The following is a 20,020-nucleotide window of genomic DNA, read 5'->3' as shown; positions in this document are numbered from 1 at the left end:
GGCGATTACGAGCTGGGAGCTACAATCATGCTTCCGCGTGGCGTTTGCCTGACGGCTGCTTTAGTTGGTGTATCGATGCTGACGGCGAGCATCAGTGCGCTCGCCCAGGGACCTGGCCAGGGTCATGGAAGAGGCGGGCCCCCCGGCCCAGCCGCGGCGCCGGCAGCTCGGCCGGCACCACCACCGGCCATGGCCCGTCCGGCGGCGCCGCCAGCGATGGCTCGTCCCGCCGCGCCGCCACCCGCCATGGCACGTCCCGCCGCACCGGCCATGCCGCAGCGGCCGGCCATGGCGCCACATCCCGCGCCGCGCATTGCCTCACCGCCACCGCGCCCGACCCCACATATCGCTGCACCGCCACCGCGCGCGGCCCCGCACGTGGCGGCGCCGCGGCCTGAATTCCATCGGGCGCCGGCACCACAGCAACGTCCGGCCATGGCACCCCGGCCGACGCCACACATCGCCGCCCCCTCGCGCCCGAGCGCGCCGCCGGCCGTGACCGATCGACCGCAACGGCCGGGCGAGATGCTTTCGCGCCAATCCGCGGAACGCCAAGGTCGGGTCGACCGCTTGCAGCAGCGCGTGCAGCAATTGCAGTCGCAAAAGCCGGAAGGCGCAAGGGCGCAGCACGAGCAACAGCGGTTGCTGCGGTCGCAGAGCCGCCTGCTTGAGCGCGAGCAACGTGTCCAACAGCGCGAGCAGCACGTCGAGCAGCGCCAGCGCGAGATGCTGTCGCGCCAGACGACGGAGCGTCAGACCCGCATCGATCGCCTGCAGCAGCGCGTGCAGCAACTCCAGTCGCAGAAGCCGGAAGGCGCGCGGGCGTTGCGCGAGCAGCAACGGACGCTCCAGACGCAGAACCGCTTGCTCGAGCGTGAACAGCGCGCTCAGCAAAGCGACCTGGCGCGCCAGCAGCGGCTTGGACTACAAGCTCCGGCCGCGCGGGCGACAGCTACGGCGGCCGCGGCCACAGCTACTGCGGCCGCGGTCCAGGCCGCCCAGCGCGGGCGGTTTACCGAGCGCTTCCGCGAGCAGCCCGCTGCGCAAACCCAGGCGGCGCTCACCACCCGCCAGAGCGGCTGGGCTCCCCGGCAGGCCTGGCGTCACCGCCATCGCGCGGTGTTCGTGGCCTGGCTTGGGCCCGTGTTCTGGCCTTATGCCTATTCCGACATTTTCGACTACACATTCTGGTCCTATGCCTACGAGCCCGGCTATTGGGCGTACGCGTATGACGACTTCGTCGACACCGTGTTCTGGGGCGGTGACGGCCCCTATTCCGCCTACGCCAGCATCAATCCGTATGACTATCCGCAAGCCGGCGGCGGCCGCGCGCGTTCGCGCGCCAGCGTGAGCCCGCAGACGCTCCAGCAATTGTGCGGCGCACCGGACAAGGGCGTGACCGCCTGGCCGCTTGCCGACATCACGCGGGCCGTGCGGCCGACACCGGAACAACGCGCACTGCTCGACGAGCTGAAGACCGCGGCAGCCAACGCTGCCGGTGTGTTCAAGGACTCCTGCGCTGAGACCTATGCACTCACTCCGCCTGGCCGCCTGCGGGCGATGATGAACCGCGTCAGCGCGACGCTGGAGGCCGTCAAGATCGTGCGACCGGCGCTGGAGAATTTCTACAACTCGCTCAGTGACGAGCAGCAGGCCAGCTTCAACGCGCTCGGTCCCAATGTCGGCGAGCGCTCACCGCCGCAGCAGCAAGCCAGCGCCGAGGGCTGTGCCGACCCGAAATCCGGCCTGACCCAGCTGCCGATCCAGAGGATCGAGGCTGTGCTCCACCCCGCCGGCAAGCAGAAGGAGGCGCTCGACCGCCTTAGCGAAGCGACAGCCAAGGGCGTTGAAGGCCTGCAGGCGGCCTGCCCGAACGATGTACCGCTGACGCCGGTCGGACGGCTGGAGGCGATGCAATACCGGCTCGAGGCCATGCTGACGGCCGCCAAGCTGGTCGAGCCCGCCCTGGACGAGTTCTATGCCACGCTGAGCAGCGAGCAGAAGGCGCGCTTCAACACGCTGCAACAGGTCGCAGGGCCGTGAGGACGGCGTCGCGTTCTCTCGTTGCAATTTGCGCAGCGGTCGAACGAAGCGGGGTGACCAGGGCGTGTACTCACTAAGCGGATGGCCGACTGGTCCGGTTAACTCCCAACAGCCGCCCAAGAGCGGACATTCAAAACCAGACCTCCCGTTCGTGACGCGCCCGTAGCAAAACAAGCGATTAGAACAGGAGGATGGCGCACCATGCGCCCGGGACTTGATTTAGCGCAAGAAGCTGAGGCGACTTCGGGCTAAGCTTTCAAAGCTTCTCAATCGGTCACTTTGTGGATCACAGCAATGATCATTGAGCGCTTGAGCCAAGAGCACCGCAATATCGAGAAACTGCTCGCCATCCTTGAGCGGGAGCTTCAGGTTTTCGACCTGGGCGACCGCCCCGACTATGAGGTTATTGGAGCGGTCATAAGCTATTTCGAACTTTACCCCGAGGTTTACCACCACCCTCAGGAAGACCTGGTCTTCGCCAAGTTAAAAATTCGCGATCCCGGTGCGGCTGCGAAGATCGGTGATCTCGCTCGCGAACACCAGAGAGGGGCCGAACTTTTGCGCCGCGTCGCTCGTGAGATTGACAATGTTCTTGCGGGCCGCGAACTCCTTCGGCAAGATGTGCATGCCATCGTTCACGATTTCATCGAGCACGAGCGACGCCACATCACGATGGAAGATCGCGATTTCTTTCCCGCTGCCGTGAAGGCTCTCGAGCCTCAAGATTGGACGGAGATCGCTTCGGCTATGTCCAATCCTGAGGATCCGCTGTTTAGCGAGGCAGCCGAAGAGACTTTCGACGCGCTACGGGTACGCATCTCGCAGTTGGAACAAGAAGCCGAAGCCGAACGGCACTAGTCGAGCTCATCCGCATTGTGCTGATCGGATTCAATGTCCGAAAGGTCAAATCGTCGCTCCAATCGCCGCTTGGTCATTTCCGGTGTGCCAGACGGGCCGGCCCCGCAACCATGAGCGTAGGGTTGGGATAGCAGGAGAAGACAATGATGACTGACGATCAAGTCAATCTCGTCGTTCGGCACCTTTGCGAGCAATTGCATTTGGCGCTCCGATTGAAGGAGAGCGAGGCCCATCCACCAAACGCCAAGGATATTGGATTTGATCCTACCTCTGTAAGAACTGTATTGCTGACCGGATTGCGCTCGGCGGGTGTCACGATCAACCACGAGGCAGTCGCGGCGGGCGAAGAGCCGCCGTGGTCCTAAACGCAGAATGCGAGACAGAAGTTCGCGCCAATGTCTGAGTTGGTCAAAAGCGCCACTGTTTTGGCCCCTACTTCCATCGCGCCCGCAATCGAGTTGGACGGTTCTTCAACAGGATCAAGCAATGTCGTCGGGTGGCGACGCGTTATGACAAGCTTGCCGCCAATCATCTTGCCTTCGTCCAACTCGCTTCGATCAGACTATGGCTCGGCGCTAATGAGCCACGCCTTAGTCGTCCTGTTTCAAAAGCTCGACGAGAGCATCCAGGTTTCTGCCGCACACTCTCTGTAAGAGTGCAGCGGCACGAACGCAAACGACAGCCTCGCTTCCGACGTCACGCGGAAATCGTCTTCGGCCCGGCATCATTCGTGCTTGTGGTCGCGTTGCACTGTTGGAAGTGAGAAGACAGCGCAAGTTCGGCCAGATGATCCCAGTATTCTGCTTCTGCGAGCAGCTTCCATTTGTTCATGCTGTTGTACGCGGCCTGTTGGCGGCACAGTGAGCTCATCGCACGCAAGCGTCGGACTTTCTCCACTGCGGACCTCCCTTCGCGCTTGCTTGTCTGCAAGCGCATTTGTGTTGTCACAGCTTCGCAGATCGAATTGGCGAGCGATAGCCCGGTGTTTGACGGTGAATCTATGATAGCGCAATCGTCTGACTTTTCCTCGAGGGTGTCGAGAAATCTTTCTTTTTCGCCGAAATAGAGCACACCAGAGCCCTCAGCAAAGCTCGCCGGCCTTGTCACGCCGATCACAACAATGGCCCCGACGCTTGCACGTCGGGGCCATTCAAGATCAACAGGCGTGGGTACGTCCGCCGTACCTGCTGATCGTTGATGCCACTGATCGCCACATCCGATCTGGCACAGACTGTGGCGAGGCTGCGGCATCGGGAAGATGATATTCTGCCTGAAAGCTGATGGCTGTCCACCTCATCATTGGTGGTACTCCCAGCTCGCTGACCCGCACGAGCTGGCCGCTTCGCAAGTCGTGCACCCACGCTGACCTATATTGCGTTCGTCATCCGGCGTCATCGTCGCTGAACTTTTTCGGGATTTCCGCGACCAAACTCTATAGGCTGCGAGAACGACGGCTTTTCTGCCGTGAACCGGCCGACCATTGTGAAGTGACAAATTGATTTTTTGGCGCTGCATTAGCGCGAGAGAGGTCCGTTATGGACCGAACAGCTGGCAAGAAAGTCAGTTGCCATACCATACAGTGTCATTCGCCAGGATGGCGCCGCTGTGGAATTCACATTGTTGCGCTGCTCTGTGCCGCTTGCACTCTCCTATTTGCGAGTGAAGCCAGCGCTCAATGCACGGCGCGAGATGTCCTGCAGAATCAGCTCAGGCTCAAGAAAGCTCCGTCAGCCGACAGGCCGCAAATCCTGATCAAATCCGCCGTCGAAGTCCCGGTGTGGAAGACGATCACAATCGGGACGTTTGCAAATTTCTTTGCCCTCAGTAACGCATTGGATGCGGTAGGTTGCGGTATCGGAAACTCGGCTGGCGAAATTCTCGCACGACCGACCTTTACCCTTCGCGGCGCGAAAACAAACGTAGAGCTTTTTGCGGTGTCGGCAGCCGAACTCGGCTTTCAGACCGATACTGCGTCGCTGGCGGACATTTATGCGCGCGCCAAACAGCTGGGTTTCGGACTTGCGGCGGCAGAAGTCGGGCCACAGCTGAGGCTTCAATATTTTGACCAGCCGATCGGTGAATTTCTCATCATCGGAATGGAGCCAATCAGGACGTGGAAGGGTGCCCCCGTCATCTTGAATGTCGCCAATGGCGGAGCGGGACTCATTCTCATCGGCCAGGATGGCAGCCCCGACGCACAGATCCCCGTGGCATCCCGTTTTGTATTTGTGCGGACCAATGAAGCTGCACCTGCCGCGGAACAGGAGGCCGTAGCACTGATCGATCGCTGAATTTCCAAGTGTGCGCAGCGACACAGCCAGGACTTTGCGTCGGTATAGCCGCACCTCGGCTTGCGGGCACAAAGCTCAGCGGAGAGGTGCCCTGGACCAGTTCAATGTCGCGCTGAGCAGCGAGCTGAAGGCACGCTGCAACGGGCCACATGCCCGTCAGGGCCTCGCTCGCGGAGCCTACACCACCGTCCTGTGCCGCGTAATGCAGGTGCGAAGCACCTCGTCCATCGGCTTGCCCCACCATTCGTTGGAGAAGATCTCGATCTCCGAATAGCCGGCAAAGCCCTGCGCTTCGACGGCGGCACGCACCGATTTGATGTCGATGACGCCGTCGCCCATCATGCCGCGGTCGTTGAGGATGTCCTTGGTCGGCACCAGCCAGTCGCAGACATGGAACGCCAGAAGGCGATCCTTGCCGGCGCGCGCGATCTGACTCATCAGCTCCGGATCCCACCAGATGTGATAGACGTCGAGCGCCACGCCGAGCATGCCGCTGCGGCCGGGGTCGAGCCCGTCGCAGATGTCGAGCGCCTGTTTTGTCGTGTTCACGCAGGCACGGTCGGCGGCATAGGCCGGATGCAGCGGCTCGATCGCCAGCGGCAGGTTTGCCTGCTTGGCGTAGTCGAGCATCTCGGCGAGGGCCTCCTCGACCTGCCCGCGCGCGGCCACGATATCCTTCGATGCCTCGCTGCCCGGCCGCGAATATTGCGGCAGGCCGCCGACGACGAGGACGATGCAGGAGGCGCCCAGCGCCCTGGCCTCGTCGACGCAGCGCCGGTTGTCGTCGCGGACCTCGCCCCGGCGCGAGGCGTCCGAGGTGAACATGCCGCCGCGGCAATAGCCGGATAGCTCCAGGCCGGCATCGCGCACCGCGCGCGCGGCACGGTCGAGACCGACGGCGGCGACCTGGTCGCGCCAGGGATCGATGGCGCGGATGCCGTGCGTGGCGCAGGCATCGATGATCTCGACGAGGTCACCCTGCTTGCGGACGGTCGCAGTGTTCAGCGACAGCCAGCGGTGGTCGGACGAAAAATCACGCATCAGGATTCGATACCGTGGGTGGCGAGCACGGTCTTCATCCGCTGCGTCGCGAGTTCGGGATTGGCGAGCAGGCCGGCCTTGTCGGCGAGACGGAACAGCTCGGCCAGATGCAACGTCGAGCGCGTGCTCTCCTGTCCCCCGACCATGGTGAAATGGTCCTGGTGGCCGTTGAGATACGCCATGAAGACGACGCCGGTCTTGTAGAAGCGCGTCGGCGCCTTGAAGATGTGGCGCGACAGCGGCACCGTCGGCCCCAGGACATCGTGGAAGCCGGCTTCGTCGCCGGCAGCGAGCCGCGACAGCGCGTAGGACGCCGCCGGCGCGATCGCATCGAAGATGCCGAGCAGCGCGTGCGAAAAGCCTTGGCTATCGCCGGCGATCAGCTCCGCATAGTTGAAGTCGTCGCCGGTATACATCTTGATGCGCTTGTCGAGGCGACGGCGCATGTCGATCTCGCGCTGCTTGTCGAGCAGCGAGACCTTGACGCCGTCGACCTTGGCGGCGTTGCCGTTGATGATGGCGATCGCCGTGTCCATCGCCCTGTCGAGATCTTTGGTGCCCCAATAACCGGTCAGCGCCGGATCGAACATGTCGCCGAGCCAGTGAATGATCACGGGCTCGCGAACCTGAGACAGCACGCGGTCATAGACTTTTCCGTAGTCGTCGGCATTGCGGCCGAGTTTTGCCAGCGCGCGCGAGGCCATCAGGATGATACGGCCGCCGACCTTCTCGACCGCCGAGATCTGCTCCTCATAGGCGCGGATCACGTCGTCGATGGTTTTGGCATCCTCGACCGCGAGATGGTCGGTGCCGGCGCCCGAGAACACCAGCGCGTTGCGGCGCTTGGCGGCAGACACCGAGCGCGTGATCAGCTCCAGCGAGGTCGGCCAGTCCAGTCCCATGCCGCGCTGCGCGGTGTCCATGGCCTCCGCAACGCCGAGGCCGAGATCCCAGACGTGCTCGCGGAAGGCGATGGTCTTGTCCCAGTCGACGGCGACCGAAAGCCAGGGATCGTTGTCCGCGAAGGGATCGGCGACCGTGTGCACGGCCGAGAAGGCGATGCGGTTCAGCGGGCCCTCGAGCTTTGCGGGGAACGTTCGCGAGGCCGCGAGCCGATAGGTCTCGATCGAGCGATCGGCCTTCGGCAGCTTGAGCGACAATGACGACATTGAAGGAGCAGGCTTGGGTTGGACTGGCTTGTTCATGTGCCGCTCCTCAGACCTTGATCGGGGCGACGTCGATCCAGCGACGCTCCTTCCAGCTCTTCAGCGCGCATTCGGCGAGCTGCACGCCCTTGGCGCCTTCGAGCAGCGTGAACTTGTAGGGCGCATCCTCGTAGACGTGGCGGATGAACATCTCCCACTGCTCCTTGAAGCCGTTGTCGTAGGTGACGTTGTCGGGCAGCTTCTGCCAGTCGCCGTAGAAATCGTGCAGCCGCTTCTCGTCGGGATTCCACACCGGCCTCGGGGTGGCCTGCCGCGCCTGGATCATGCAGTCGGTGAGGCCCGCGACCGCCGAGCCGAGCGTGCCGTCGACCTGGAAGGTGACGAGATCGTCGCGATAGACGCGCGTCACCCAGGACATGTTGATGTGGGCGATGATGCCGCCCTCGAGCTGGAAGGTGGCGTAGGCGGAATCGTCCGCGGTCGCCTTGTACTTCTTGCCCTGCTCGTCGAACCGCTCGGGGATGTCGGTGTTGCCGATGCAGACGACGCTCTGGACATTGCCGAAGAGATTATCGAGCACGTAGCGCCAGTGGCAGACCATGTCGAGGATGATGCCGCCGCCGTCCTCGTCGCGGTAGTTCCAGGACGGCCGCTGCGCCTCCTGCCAGCCGCCTTCGAACACCCAATAGCCGAACTCGCCGCGCACCGAGAGGATGCGGCCGAAGAAGCCGGAGTCGCGCAGGAAGGCGATCTTCTTCAGCCCCGGCAGGAACAGCTTGTCCTGTACCGTGCCGTGCTTGACGCCCCTGGCGTTGGCGAGCTTCACGACCTCGACGGCTTCCTCGAAATTCGTCGCGATCGGCTTCTCGCAATAGACATGCTTGCCGGCATTGATGGCCTGGGTCAGCAGGCCCGGGCGCGCCTGCGTGGTCGCGGCGTCGAAGAACATGGTGTCGTTCTTGTCGGCGAGCGCCGCGTCGAGATCGGTGGTCCAGCGCGTGATGTTGTAGCGCTTCGCGAGCCCCTCGACCTTCTCGGCGCTGCGGCCGACCAGGATCGGATCCGGCATCACGCGGTCGCCGTTCTTCAGGCGGACGCCACCCTGCTCGCGGATCGCGACGATCGAGCGGATCAGATGCTGGTTGAGCCCCATGCGGCCGGTGACGCCGTTCATGATGAGGCCGAGGCGTTGGGTGGTCATGCTAATTACTCCCAGAGTGAATTTGGCTGTTCGAGCGGACGGAGCGCCGACCAGTCCGGATGGACCGACGTCGCAAAGCCCGTTGCATGAAGCGATCCCGTCAGGAGATCGCCGTTGTGAATCCTGAGACGGATGCCCTGCCCGGCATCGGCATAGAGATCGGGATGCGCGGTGGCGAAGGCCGCAGCTTCGGCGGCGGGCGTGTCGCCAAAACCGTCGACATAGTGATGGCCGTTGCGTTCGGCGTGGGTGACGCCAATGAAGGCGCCGAGCGCGAGATCTTGCTGCACGGCATGACCGGCCTGGCAGGTCAGGTCCTCGCCGGTTACGAAGGAGGTTTCGCCGCCCGCGCTCCACTTCGCCGCGCGCGTTGCGTTGACGATGGACTTGTAGAGCCCCTTGCAGGACTTTGAGGAAATGCCGCGATAGCCGAGCGCCCGCGCTGCGGGGAAGGCATCGTAGGAATCGTCGGCCTCGTCGATGATGAAGCCGTGCGCCGCCAGCGATCCCAGCGGCGACTGCCTGGTGATATCGCGCGGCATCGGCTGCTCGACATAGAGCAGGTGCGAGGCGATCGGACGCAATGCGGGATCACGAGCGAGCCGGTCCATCAGCGCCTGCAGCACGGCGAGATCGGCATACTGCTCGTTGGCATCAAGGGTCACCTTGTAGCCGCGCCCGAGCGTATCGAGCTCCTTGCCGATCCGTGCCAGCCGCGCCGCATCAGTTGCGGGATCGCCTGACAGCTTCAGCTTGTAGTAATTTGCACCGGCGTTCTCGTGAGCATCTGCAACACCGCCCTCGCCTTCGACGGCATCGTCGAGGCCGACGGTATGCCTGATCGCAACGCGCGGCAGCGGTTTGCGGCCGGCGAGAAACGTCGTGAGATCCGCGTCCTTTAGATCCGGCGAAAGCCGCGCATCGACGCCGGCAATGTTTCCGGCCATCCCGCCGAAGAAGTTAGTCTCTACGCCGCGCAGCAGCGCATCGAGGATCGCCTTGTCGATCTCCGCGGGGGCATAGGCCGCGGCAAGCGCCGGAATGTTCTTCTTCGCACAGGTCGCGACCTGAGCACCGATGCACGAGGCATGCAGATCGAACGCCGTCTGAAATCCAGTCCGCGCAAGGTAAAGACCGCGCGCGATCTCCAGCGAGCGACGCAATTCATCGACCGTCTGCGCCGGCGACAGCTCCGGCCGCTTGTCGAACCACTTCGGCACCAGCAGCTCGGCACTGGCGCCGACCGCGGTCCCCTTGCCTTCGACCTCGATCTCGGCCCGCACGAACAATTGCGGCGTTGCGTTGATGGTGATCGCGCCGAAGCGGAACGGCCGCGCGAACTGCACGGGACGTTCGAAGAAGGCGATGTCTCGCAGCTTCAGGCGCGGCGCCATGGTTTTAGTCCAGCGAACCTTGCGAGAAGAAATGCTTGCGGATGCGTTGCACGAGCTCGGTGAAGACGGGATCGGCCATCACGTCGAGCGAGCGCGGGCGCGGCAGCGGCACGTCGTAGATCGCGGCAACCGCGCCGGGGCGTTCGGTCATGACCAGCACGCGGTCGGCGAGGAAAACCGCCTCCGGAATCGAATGCGTGATCAGCAGCACCGTCTTCTTCGTCTCGCGCTGGATCCGCATCAATTCGACATTCATGCGCTCGCGCGTCAGCGCATCGAGCGCACCGAACGGCTCGTCCATCAGCATGATCCTGGGATCGTGCACCAGCGCGCGGCAGATCGAGGCGCGCTGCTGCATGCCGCCGGAGAGCTGCCAGGGCAGCTTCTTCTCAAAACCTTCGAGGCCGACCAGATTCAACAGCGACTTGGCGCGATCGAGATATTCCTGCCGCGGCAGCCGCTTCATGTCGATCGGCAGCATCACGTTGTTGAGGATGTTGCGCCAGGGCAGCAGCAGCGCGTTCTGGAAGACGATGCCGACATTGCCGTGCGGCGTCGTCACCTTCTCGCCCTCGACCAGGATCTCGCCCGTGGTCGGCGGCAGCAGTCCCGAGATCAGCTTGAGCAGCGTGGACTTGCCGCAGCCGGAGGGGCCGACCACGACGAAGAATTCGCCGTCGTTGATGTGGAAGTCGAGCGGACGCAGCGACGGCACGTCGCCGTCGCGCGTCCGGTAGGTCTTCGACACGCCTGACAGCTTGATGCCCGACGCATCGCCGGCCCGGTCGCTCACCAGTCTCAGATGCGCGGCCGGCTGCACGGTTTCGCTCGCGACTGCGGCTTGCTTCACGAGCCACTCTTCGGCAGATAGTCGTTGGTGTAGAAGGCCTTCGGGTTCTCCTTGGCCTTGGCATCGAGGCCGCCATATTCGACCAGCAGGTTGACGGTCTCGGTCATGTTCTGGTCGGTGACCTGGAAGGGCCGCTTGGTCTTGGTCTCCGCGGTCCGGTACAGCGGAATGGTCAGCTCAAAGCCCTGCGTCAGCGTGTCGATCTTGCCGCCCTTGGGGTTGGCATCGAGGATCGATTGCGCAGCGGCCTTCGGCTCCTTCTCGGCGGCCTCGACCGCCTTGGTCGTCGCCGACATGAAGCGGCGGACGAGGTCGGCATTGGCCTTCACATAGTCGGCGTTGGCGATGATGCCCGAGGAAACCATGTTGATGCCGTAGTCGGCGAACTTGATCGGATAGACTTCCTTGCCGGTGGCGTCCTTGATCTTCATCGACTGGTCCATGACGTAACCGAGCAGCAGGTCAGCCTGGCCGTTGATGACGGCGTTGAGCTTGGTCTGGCCGTCGCCGGCCACGGTCTGGAAGTCGCTCTCCTTCAGGCCGGTCTTCTTCAGGAACAGCGGCCAGATCTGGGTCATGGAATCAGCCGGCGTGATCGCCACGGTCTTGCCCTTGATGTCCTCGGGCTTCCTGATGTTCTTGTCGACGAGGCCCATGGCGGACATCGGCGAGGTCTGCAGCAGCACGCCGGTCGCAACCACGGGAGCACCCTTGATCGCCGCGCGCATCATGGTGGGCACGTCGACATAGCCGAAATCGGCGGTCTTGGCGGCGACGGCCTGCGTGGTCGCGGCCGAGCCGCGGCCTTCCTGGATCTCGAGCTCGATGCCCTCGGCGGCATAGATGCCCTTGGCCTTGCCGTAATAGAACGGCGCGTGCTCGCCATAGACGTACCAGTTCAGCATCAGCACGACCTTGTCCGCCGCCTGCGCCGGCATGGCCGCGAATACCATCAGCGCCGCTGAGACAGCCCCAATCAACCTCTTCATCGTCACTCTCCCTTGCCTTTGTTGCGTCGGCCTTTGTTGGCCGTTCGTTGCTTTGGTTATGCTGCGAAAATCACGTCCTCGCGCTGGCTGACATGCCAGGGGATGACCAGCTTCTCGATCCGGTCCACGATCCAGAACAGGATCACGCCGAGCAGCGCCAGGATCACCAGCGCCGCGAACATCGTCGGCAGGTCGAACGTGCCGATCGAGCGCTGCATGACGTAGCCGATGCCGGAATTGGAGCCGACGAACTCGCCGACGACGGCGCCGACCACGGCGAGCGTGACCGACACTTTGAGACCGGAGAAGATCGCCGGCAGCGCATGCGGCAAATTCACCGCGCGGAACACCTGCAGTCGGCTGCCCTGCATCGCGCGGGCGAGATCGACCATGTCAGGATCGACCGACTTGAAGCCCTGCACGGCAGAGACCACCACCGGGAAGAAGCCGAGCAGGAAGGCGGAAATGACTTTGGGAATGATGCCGAAGCCAAACCACACCACGAACAGCGGCGCGATTGCGATCTTCGGCACGGATTGGGAGAACACCAGCAGCGGATAGACGTAGCTTTCCACCGTCTTCGAGCCCGCGATCAGCATCGCGACGGGGATGCCGAACAGCGCCGACAGCAGGAAGCCGCAGACGGTCGCATAGGTGGTCGGCCAGGACTGCCGCAACAGCTCCGGCCATTCGGTGCGCAGCACGGCGACGACATCGGCCGGCGACGGGATCTGATAGGCGGGAATCCTGAACACCCGGATCGCGAGATCCCAGGCGACGACGATGAAGACGAGGAACAAGAACGGCCGAACCCAGGCCGCATTCAGCAATTTGGAGATCGCATTCTGTGGCTTCGGCTCGGCCAATTTTCACTCCCGGCAGTCTTCTTCGTTGTGTGGAGAAATTAACCCGTTGGATAAATACTGTCTAGAGGTTTCCCTGTGACGTTTTGCGCCGGGGGCGGTCGAGTTGGTGTCCTTTTGGGATCAAGACGTCGCCAAATCCTCGGTGTCGTCCTGGCGAAGGCCCATGGGCGCTAAAATAGTTGCATTGCTTGATAGCGACGTTTTCGTCTTGGTGGTTCGTGTAGATGCCGTCCGAGCGTGGAGCGAAGTCTGCGCAGGCAAGCAATCGCGGGTTGGGGCATGATTGCTTGTCGGAGGGAGGCGACGAGTTGGCGGAGCAGACGCCAGGTCCCTGGACGGGTCAGGCGGCCTCGGCCAAGCGGGGAGAGTCCTCGAGTTCGTCGACGAGTGGCTCGAGCAGGAGAATGATCAGCAGATGAGCGAGGATGTGGGGCCTGGCGGACCGCTCGTCAGTTCCGGGAGGGCCCTTCAGGCCAATCAAACTCTTGAGCCGCTTGAAGCCGAGTTCAATGCGCCATCGCAGCCGATAGAGGGCAAGGACATCGCTCGTTGAGAAGTCCTCCGGTGCGAGCGAGGTCACCAGGATCACCCAATCTGCAGCGTCAAGTGTTTGCCTGGAGAGCTGGTGGCCTCCCTTTTGGGCCGTTCGGCGCGCCTTGCGTCGTGCGACCGCGGCCGCTTGCGCCGGCTTCTTGACGGCAACCAGACGCAGAGCGAGCAGCGGTGCGCCAGACTTGCGTTTTATCCAGATCGGTCGATCGATCAGGCCACATGCCGAAGCCTTGCGCAGTTCGGCCGTCAGATCGACCAGACCACCTTTGGCATCAACCCAACGCGCGCTCTTCCAGCCGGACCGGATCACGAAGTCCGCGCCGGCATCGACGAGACGTGCCATGCGCTCCGGTTGCAGATAAGCGCGGTCGCCAAGACGGATTTCGCCGGCAATCACCGGTATCCGGTCCAGCGTCTCGCCCGCTCGCTGATCGGTCAGCTCGAAGTGACCAAAGCGCTCCTGCGGAAGATCGAACGCGCTGTGTATGCGCCACACCGCGTTCTTGTTCCTGCCGCTCGTCCCAGCCTTCGGGACCGTCGTGGCGTCAACAATGCGGATCAGGCGGCCGTGGCTCGCCTTCGGCGCACCGCTCGCCAGTGCTTGGCCTATCAACTTCGCCAGCCAATCTCCGCACTGACGCAACCGATACAACAGAGCCACGTTGGAGATATCGACAAGGCCCACCGACGTGGCCCATGCCGCCGTCAACCGCAGACCTCGCTCGCCAAGGCAATACGCCAGGATCAAGCGCAGCAAATCCACCGCATTGCTGATTTCCCGCGGGCGGACAAACGCCTTCGTCTCGCGCGCGCTAACGTTGAGCGCTTCGGCGCCGCCAAGCCGGGCGACAACACGCGCCCAGTCCTCGTTCACAAGCGATTCGTGTGCCATCCCAATTTGGAATCACAAGCCAATCCAATGCGCAAATCCTATTTTAGCGCCCATGGGCGAAGGCCAGGACCCATAACCACAGGGAGAGGTTTGGCGAAGGCTGGTCGTTCGGGATTAGCACCGCACACGATCGATAGATCACGCGGTATGGGTCCGGCTTTCGCCAGGACGACGATGGGGAGAGAATACCGCGTCAAGCGACGCGACGAGCCGCAGCGCTACACCGTCTGCACCACCGCGCTGCGCGACTTCGGCGCCTTCGCGATCTCGAACAGCTCCACCGAACGTCCGGTCAGTGCGGCGAGCACGAGGCCGGACATGTGCGCGAGGCGCTCATCCTTGGCCTTCTTGTCCAGCAGATCGCGGCCGAAGATCACGCTGAGGGTCGCCGAGTTGGAGAGATAGAAGAAGCTGAGCGCCGCAATGGAGATGTAGAGCTGGACCGGGTCGACCGCGACCTGGAAGTCGCCAGACTCGACGCCGCGCCGCACCACGGTGCGGATCATCTCGACGAAGGGCGAGTGCATCGACTTGACCTTGGTCGATTTCTTCAGGTGCTTGGCGCGCGCGAGGTTCTCGGTCTGGAGCAGCGACAGGAATTCGGGGTTGCGGAGGAAATAATTCCAGGTGAACTCGATCAGGCGCCGAATCGCCTCGGGTGGATCGAGATGCTCGAGATCGAGCCCGCGCTCCTCGCTGCGGATCTTGTCATAGGCGCCTTCGAGCACCGCCAGATAGAGCTCGTCCTTGTTGCCGACGTGATAGTACAGCATGCGCTTGTTGGCGCCGGCCTTGGCCGCGATGCGGTCGACGCGCGCGCCGGCGAGCCCGTGGGCGGAAAACTCCTGCTTGGCGGCTTCGAGAATGCGCAGCCGCATCCCCTCGGGGTCGCGCTGCCATTTCAGAGTTCGCTTTGCCTTTGCCAAACCGGATGCTCGCTGGGTGGTCACAAGACGCATGTAACACGCGGGCGGGCGTTTGAGAATGTCTCGTGCCCCGGGACGCAGCGCAGCGCTGTCCCGGCGATGCGAAGCATCGTCCGGTTCAGCGGTGCGCTGCAGAGCCGGGGCCCATGTCTCCAAGCGAGAAGTCGCCGCCTTCTGGGTCCCGGCTCTGCGGAGCGTCACTGCGTGCCGCACCGCGTCCGGGACACGAGAGTTTCGTAGGGTGGGCAAAGGCGCTCTTGCGCCGTGCCCACGTCTTCTCATCACGTGGGCACGCTTCCGCCTTCGCTCTTCGAGCTACGGCGGACAAGTCGCTTTGCCCACCCTACGGGAGTCTTCGAACGGAGAAAGCAGCGCGCCTCACTCCACCGGCTTGGGCGACCGCTCCAGCAGCACGGTCTGGATCCCGCAGGTGCCGTTCCGCACCGTCATGATCCGCGTGCCCGGCTTGCGGCCATTGCGGACTTCGGTGACGTCGAGGCCGGCCGCGATCAGGCGGGCGCGGGTGGCGTCGATGTCGGCGACGCGCCAGCTCAGGCCCCAGAGACGGTCATGCGCGGCATCGCCGCCCGCCACGGGGCGGCGCACCACCTCGACGATGAGGTCGCCGCAGCGGAAGAACATCAGCTGGCCCCAATCCTGGTGCGAGCGGTCGAGCGCGAGGTCGAGCCCGAGCCGCGCGCCGTAGAGCGCGGCGGCGCGCTCGGAATCCTCGGTGGTGATCACGACATGATCGAGCCCGTCGACCGGCGCGATGTCGGTCGCAACCGATTTGGGGCGCTCCTCGGCAAGCTCGAGGAAGAACATGCGCACGCCGCGCGTCAGCTCGGTGGCGGCGCGGGTACGCTTCCAGTGCAGGACGGCGTCGGTCGCGGCATCGCTGCTTTCGACCTCGGCGACCGGATCCGGCTTGAGCGCCACCCGCTCCAGCCGCCGGTGCATCTTGCCCATGTCCGCGACACGAAAGCACAGGCTGGCGAGCACGCCCTCGTGGTCGTCGAGAAGCGCGCGCATGCGGTCGGCGGTGACGCTGAAGCCGCTCGGCGCCATCAGCTCGATCGTCATGTTTTCGAGAGTGAACAGCACCCGGTCGGCGCCCTCGCCCGAATTCTGCCAGGCCGGCGCGCGGGCGAGCAGCGTTTGATAGGCCGCCCTGGCCGCGCCGATATCCCTGACCAGAACGACGATGTGATCGAGGCCGGTGATCATGCTCCCTCCTCCGCAACGGACCGGAACCGAAACGCCCGTGAGGTCGTTGGCTCTGCCCGAGCGGCTCGCCCAGCCACGGTCGTATTCCGCCCCCAGGCCGACCTCAAGCACCTATCGCCATGACTTTGCGAATATTTTGGCTCCCGCGGAAGCGGTGCTAAGGTAAGCAGCAGGTCGGGACCACCCAGCGCATCACGGACAACCAATGCAGGCTCTCTTTATCGGACAGACCTATATCGACGTCGTCTTCATCACCGACCACATGCCGACCGGCGACGAGAAGCACGTAGCCTCGGACTACGCGGTTTCCTTCGGCGGCAATGCCGTGACGGCGGCGTTCTGCTGCGCCAAGCTCGGCATCGTGCCGGATCTGATCGCCACCGCCGCCAATGACTGGCTGGGGCGCATGTTCCAGGACATGTGCGCGAAATACGCGATTTCGCTGCATGCGCGGAAGGTGAACCAGTCCTCGCTATCCTTCATCATGCCGAAGGACGGCAAGCGCGCCATCGTCCGCTGCCGCGACGATACCCACATCCACCCCTTCCCGATCCTCAATCTCGGCAATTGCCGCGCGCTGCATATCGACGGCCACCAGCCCGATGCCGCGATCCACTACGCAAAAGTCTGCCGCGAGGCGGGCATCCTGACCTCGCTCGATGGCGGCGGCCTGCGCACCAACACCCATGAGCTCCTGGAATTCATCGACGTCGCGATCGTCGCCGAACGCCTGTGCGAGCAGATGGACCTGACGCCGGAGAAGATGCTGGAGTACCTGAAGAGCCGCGGCTGCAAGATCGGCGGCGTCACCATGGGTGAGAAGGGCCTGCTCTGGTACAACGAGACCGGCACGGTCGAGACCATGCCGGCGATGCCGATCCCGCGCGAGCGCGTGATCGACACCAACGGTGCCGGCGACGTGTTCCACGGCGCCTATGTCTATTCCTATCTCGCCCATCCCGGCAAAAGCTGGCGCGAGCATTTTGACTTCGCGCGCGCCGCCTCGACCTACAAGATCCAGCGCCTCGGCAACGAGGCCGGCCTGCCGACGCTTGTCGACATCGCCAAGGTCAGGCACGAGTTCGAGGTCAGGGTCTAGGCTCACATGGGGCGCGTCTTCGTCGCCGGCAGCATCAACATGGACGTGGTGGCGACGGCCGATCGCCACCCACGCGTCGGCGAGACCGTCGCAGGGCGTCAGGTGCTGTATTTTCCGGGTGGTAAGGGCGCGAATCAGGCGGTGGCGGCGTCGCGGCTTGGCGCGCGGACGACGCTGGTCGGGCGGCTGGGCAAGGACTCCTTCGGGGCCGAGCTGAAAGCCTTCCTCGGCGCTCAGGGCATCGACCTCGGCTATATCAAGGAGACGGCGGAGGCCCATACCGGCACGGCGATCATCACGGTGGCGGAAGCCGACAACACCATCGTCGTCATCCCCGGCAGCAATGCGCTGGTCAGTGCGGACGATGTCAGCGTCGTGCCGCTGCTGAAGGGCGATGTCGCGGTCAGCCAGTTCGAGATCCCGCTGCCGACGATCGCCGCGTTCTTTCAGCGCGCGCGAGAGGCGGGCGCCGTGACCGTGCTCAACCCGGCGCCGGCGCAAAAGATGTCGAGCGAGCTGCTGGCGCTGGTCGACATCCTCGTGCTGAACGAGACCGAGCTCGGCTTTCTCGCGGGCGTGGAGCTGTCCGAGAGTGACGAGGGCGCGCGCATCATCGACGTCGCGCGAAAACTTCAGGCGCGCGAGGACCAGACCATCTGCGTCACGCTCGGCAAGCGCGGCGTGCTGGCGCTCGCTGCCAGCGAGGAGCTTTCAGTCGCAGGCCGCGCGGTGAAGGCGATCGACACCACCGGCGCCGGCGATTGCTTCGTCGGCGCGCTCGCATCGCAACTGGCTGACGGCGTGCAACTGCGCACTGCCCTCGCCTTCGCCAACGCCGCCGCCTCGATCAGCGTGCAGCGCATGGGCGCCGGGCCGTCGATGCCGACGGCCGCGGAGGTGGCGGCGGTCATATAGGACGGAGCGTGCTTCCTTCGCCTCTCCCCGCCTGCGGCAGGGCTATCGCAGATGGCTTCTTGGTGACGGCCAGAGCAAGCGCCTCGTCCTTCGAGACGACCGCTTCCAGCGGTCTCCTCAGGATGAGGCTAAGCAGCATTGCCCCCGCTGAAATTGCTGCCGCGCACTCCGCCCTCATCCTGAGGGCCCGCCATCGGCGGGCGTCTCGAAGGATGCGCTGCGGGCGAGCTATCCGCCACGCATCTTCATATGCGATAGCCCCGCCGCAAGCGGGAAGAGGGAGAAGAACATCACGCCAGCGCGCTCTTCAGGTCGAAGCTCTCGTCCGCGGCCTGTTCCGGCGTGATCGAGCGGTCCATGCTCTGCAGCCGGCGGCCGAACATGTGATCGCCGGCGCGATTGATCGATTCGATGCCGAGCAGTCTGTCGCCGTGATAGCAGAACGCCGAGAACGCCTTCCTGGCGGGATCGCCGCGCAGCACGACGCGGTCGTAGCCGGTGGTGAGGCCGGCGATCTGGAGCTTGTCGTCGCCCTGATCGCTCCAGAACCAGGGATGGCTGTCGTACGGTTTGCGGTCGCCGGTCAGGCGTGCGGCGAGACAGCGGGCGTGGTCGGTCGCGTTCTGCACCGATTCCAGCCGCAGCGAGCTACCGAAGCGAGGACTTGCGAACAGCGCGCAGTCGCCGATCGCGGAGATATCAGGGTCGGCCGTCGACAGATATTCGTCGACGATGATGCCGGCGGCAACCGGCAGCCCCGCCTCGGCCGCGAGCTCGATGTTCGGCAGCACGCCGACGCCGACCACGACGAGGTCGGCGGGCAGATGCCGGCCGTCGCTCAAGGACACGCCGGTGACCTTGCCGCCCTCCGCTTCGATGGAGGTGGCCTGCACGCCGAGATGGATGCGGATGCCGGCCTCGCGATGGCGTTCCTGGAAATACTCGGAGACTTCCGCCGTCACCGCGCGCGCCATCACGCGCGGGGCGAGTTCGAGCACGTCGACCTCGAGCCCCTTGATGCGCGCGGTGGCCGCAAATTCGAGACCGATGAAACCGGCGCCAATCACGACGACACGCGTCTTCGACGGCATGATCGCCCGCAGCGCCTCGCTGTCGTCGAGGATGCGCAAATATTTCACGTCGGGCAGATTGGCGTTTGGCAGATCAAGCAGCCGGTTGCGCGCGCCCGTCGCCAGCACGAGGTGGCCGTAAGGCAGCGTCTCGCCGGAAGCGAGAAGCAGCTTGTGCCCGGCGCGGTCGATCGACACGGCGCGCCCCGAGATCAGCTCGATGGTCTGGTCCTGGTAGAATTTCTCCGGCCGGAACATCAGGCTCTCCGGCCCCGCCGAGCCCTTGATATAGCCCTTGGACAGCGGCGGCCGCTGATAGGGCAGATGCGCCTCGTCATTGATCAGGCAGACGCGGTCCGAAAACGCAGCCTGGCGCAGGGATGCCGCGACCTGGTAGCCGCCATGGCCGGCACCGACGATGATCACCGGACCGTCCGTCATCGGAGCAGCCCATTTCCGGAGACACGAGCGTGACCCATGTCGTCTCCTCTCTCGCTGATTTTGGTTTGCTGGCCTTTCGAGGAGCCGGCGCTCGTGTCCGTCCCTTGGCGAAGGCGGGCCCATTTGAGCCTATCGCTCCGCCCGGCGCAAGGGCGGCGGCCGGGGATTGTCTCCCCTCGCCTTCTGCGATTTAGTTGCA

The 20,020-nt window shown here is 64.1% G+C and carries 18 protein-coding genes and 1 pseudogene; 7 read left to right on the top strand and 12 right to left on the bottom strand.

Translation table 11 applies throughout. From position 1 onward, the window contains the following. Nucleotides 1–435 precede the first annotated feature (435 nt). The 4 genes and pseudogenes from ACVJ19_RS21285 to ACVJ19_RS21270 all read left to right on the top strand — a co-directional run. On the top strand, nucleotides 436–2,043 hold the full coding sequence (locus ACVJ19_RS21285; RefSeq protein ID WP_456739423.1) for a Spy/CpxP family protein refolding chaperone: 1,608 nt from the start codon (nucleotides 436–438) through the stop codon (nucleotides 2,041–2,043). A gap of 294 nt (nucleotides 2,044–2,337) precedes the next feature. Next, complete coding sequence (locus tag ACVJ19_RS21280) at nucleotides 2,338–2,901, top strand: hemerythrin domain-containing protein (RefSeq protein WP_453950957.1); 564 nt, start codon at nucleotides 2,338–2,340, stop codon at nucleotides 2,899–2,901. A 143-nt stretch (nucleotides 2,902–3,044) separates the two neighbouring features. Beyond that, nucleotides 3,045–3,266 carry a hypothetical protein gene (locus ACVJ19_RS21275; protein ID WP_453950956.1) on the top strand — a complete coding sequence of 74 codons (222 nt, stop codon included), beginning with the start codon at nucleotides 3,045–3,047 and terminating at the stop codon, nucleotides 3,264–3,266. Nucleotides 3,267–3,343: 77 nt separating this feature from the next. Continuing rightward, nucleotides 3,344–3,472: pseudogene (locus tag ACVJ19_RS21270) on the top strand (IS5/IS1182 family transposase); the annotation flags it as partial. A 125-nt stretch (nucleotides 3,473–3,597) separates the two neighbouring features. Here ACVJ19_RS21270 and ACVJ19_RS21265 read toward each other — a convergent pair. Further along, complete coding sequence (locus ACVJ19_RS21265; protein ID WP_453950955.1) at nucleotides 3,598–4,017, bottom strand: hypothetical protein; 420 nt, start codon at nucleotides 4,015–4,017, stop codon at nucleotides 3,598–3,600. A 419-nt stretch (nucleotides 4,018–4,436) separates the two neighbouring features. Here ACVJ19_RS21265 and ACVJ19_RS21260 point away from each other — a divergent pair, with 419 nt between their 5' ends. After that, nucleotides 4,437–5,192: a hypothetical protein gene (locus ACVJ19_RS21260; protein WP_453950954.1), complete on the top strand. Its 756-nt coding sequence runs from the start codon at nucleotides 4,437–4,439 to the stop codon at nucleotides 5,190–5,192. A 177-nt stretch (nucleotides 5,193–5,369) separates the two neighbouring features. On the opposite strand, the gene ACVJ19_RS21255 is transcribed toward ACVJ19_RS21260, so the two are convergent. The 10 genes from ACVJ19_RS21255 to ACVJ19_RS21210 form a co-directional block, all read right to left on the bottom strand. After that, nucleotides 5,370–6,233, bottom strand: a complete 864-nt coding sequence (locus ACVJ19_RS21255) for a sugar phosphate isomerase/epimerase family protein (protein WP_453950953.1) — start codon at nucleotides 6,231–6,233, stop codon at nucleotides 5,370–5,372. Further along, on the bottom strand, nucleotides 6,233–7,438 hold the full coding sequence (locus ACVJ19_RS21250) for a dihydrodipicolinate synthase family protein (RefSeq protein WP_453950952.1): 1,206 nt from the start codon (nucleotides 7,436–7,438) through the stop codon (nucleotides 6,233–6,235). Before ACVJ19_RS21250 ends, ACVJ19_RS21255 begins: the two co-directional genes overlap by 1 nt. Before the next feature lie 10 nt (nucleotides 7,439–7,448). Beyond that, entirely contained in the window at nucleotides 7,449–8,600 is a 1,152-nt protein-coding gene (locus ACVJ19_RS21245) for a Gfo/Idh/MocA family protein (RefSeq protein ID WP_453950951.1), read from the bottom strand. A 5-nt stretch (nucleotides 8,601–8,605) separates the two neighbouring features. Continuing rightward, nucleotides 8,606–9,994 (bottom strand): hypothetical protein, encoded by a 1,389-nt coding sequence (locus tag ACVJ19_RS21240; protein ID WP_453950950.1) that lies wholly within the window; start codon nucleotides 9,992–9,994, stop codon nucleotides 8,606–8,608. A gap of 4 nt (nucleotides 9,995–9,998) precedes the next feature. Further along, complete coding sequence (locus ACVJ19_RS21235; protein WP_453950949.1) at nucleotides 9,999–10,844, bottom strand: ABC transporter ATP-binding protein; 846 nt, start codon at nucleotides 10,842–10,844, stop codon at nucleotides 9,999–10,001. Next, nucleotides 10,841–11,833 (bottom strand): ABC transporter substrate-binding protein, encoded by a 993-nt coding sequence (locus ACVJ19_RS21230; protein WP_453950948.1) that lies wholly within the window; start codon nucleotides 11,831–11,833, stop codon nucleotides 10,841–10,843. The genes ACVJ19_RS21235 and ACVJ19_RS21230 overlap by 4 nt, the downstream gene beginning before the upstream one ends. 56 nt (nucleotides 11,834–11,889) lie before the next feature. Continuing rightward, entirely contained in the window at nucleotides 11,890–12,699 is an 810-nt protein-coding gene (locus tag ACVJ19_RS21225; RefSeq protein WP_453950947.1) for an ABC transporter permease, read from the bottom strand. A 340-nt stretch (nucleotides 12,700–13,039) separates the two neighbouring features. Then, the gene (locus ACVJ19_RS21220) at nucleotides 13,040–14,143 is read right to left on the bottom strand and encodes an IS4 family transposase (protein ID WP_453947895.1); all 1,104 of its coding nucleotides are present in this window, start codon (nucleotides 14,141–14,143) and stop codon (nucleotides 13,040–13,042) included. A gap of 218 nt (nucleotides 14,144–14,361) precedes the next feature. Beyond that, nucleotides 14,362–15,102, bottom strand: coding sequence for a TetR/AcrR family transcriptional regulator (locus tag ACVJ19_RS21215; RefSeq protein WP_453950945.1), 741 nt, complete (start codon nucleotides 15,100–15,102; stop codon nucleotides 14,362–14,364). Between the two features lie 345 nt (nucleotides 15,103–15,447). Then, on the bottom strand, nucleotides 15,448–16,296 hold the full coding sequence (locus ACVJ19_RS21210) for a VOC family protein (protein ID WP_453950944.1): 849 nt from the start codon (nucleotides 16,294–16,296) through the stop codon (nucleotides 15,448–15,450). Nucleotides 16,297–16,501: 205 nt separating this feature from the next. Here ACVJ19_RS21210 and ACVJ19_RS21205 point away from each other — a divergent pair, with 205 nt between their 5' ends. Further along, nucleotides 16,502–17,395 (top strand): sugar kinase, encoded by an 894-nt coding sequence (locus ACVJ19_RS21205; protein WP_453950943.1) that lies wholly within the window; start codon nucleotides 16,502–16,504, stop codon nucleotides 17,393–17,395. Nucleotides 17,396–17,401: 6 nt separating this feature from the next. Further along, complete coding sequence (rbsK, locus tag ACVJ19_RS21200) at nucleotides 17,402–18,310, top strand: ribokinase (RefSeq protein ID WP_453950942.1); 909 nt, start codon at nucleotides 17,402–17,404, stop codon at nucleotides 18,308–18,310. Between the two features lie 290 nt (nucleotides 18,311–18,600). Here the strand turns inward: rbsK and ACVJ19_RS21195 are convergent, their stop codons facing one another. Next, a complete protein-coding gene (locus tag ACVJ19_RS21195; protein WP_453950941.1) occupies nucleotides 18,601–19,821 on the bottom strand; it encodes an NAD(P)/FAD-dependent oxidoreductase in 1,221 nt (406 codons plus the stop codon). Nucleotides 19,822–20,020 lie beyond the last annotated feature (199 nt).

It is taken from the genome of Bradyrhizobium sp. USDA 376, assembly GCF_054063675.1.
The sequence above is the reverse complement of the archived record's forward strand: the minus strand, read 5'-3'. Positions and strand labels throughout refer to the sequence as shown.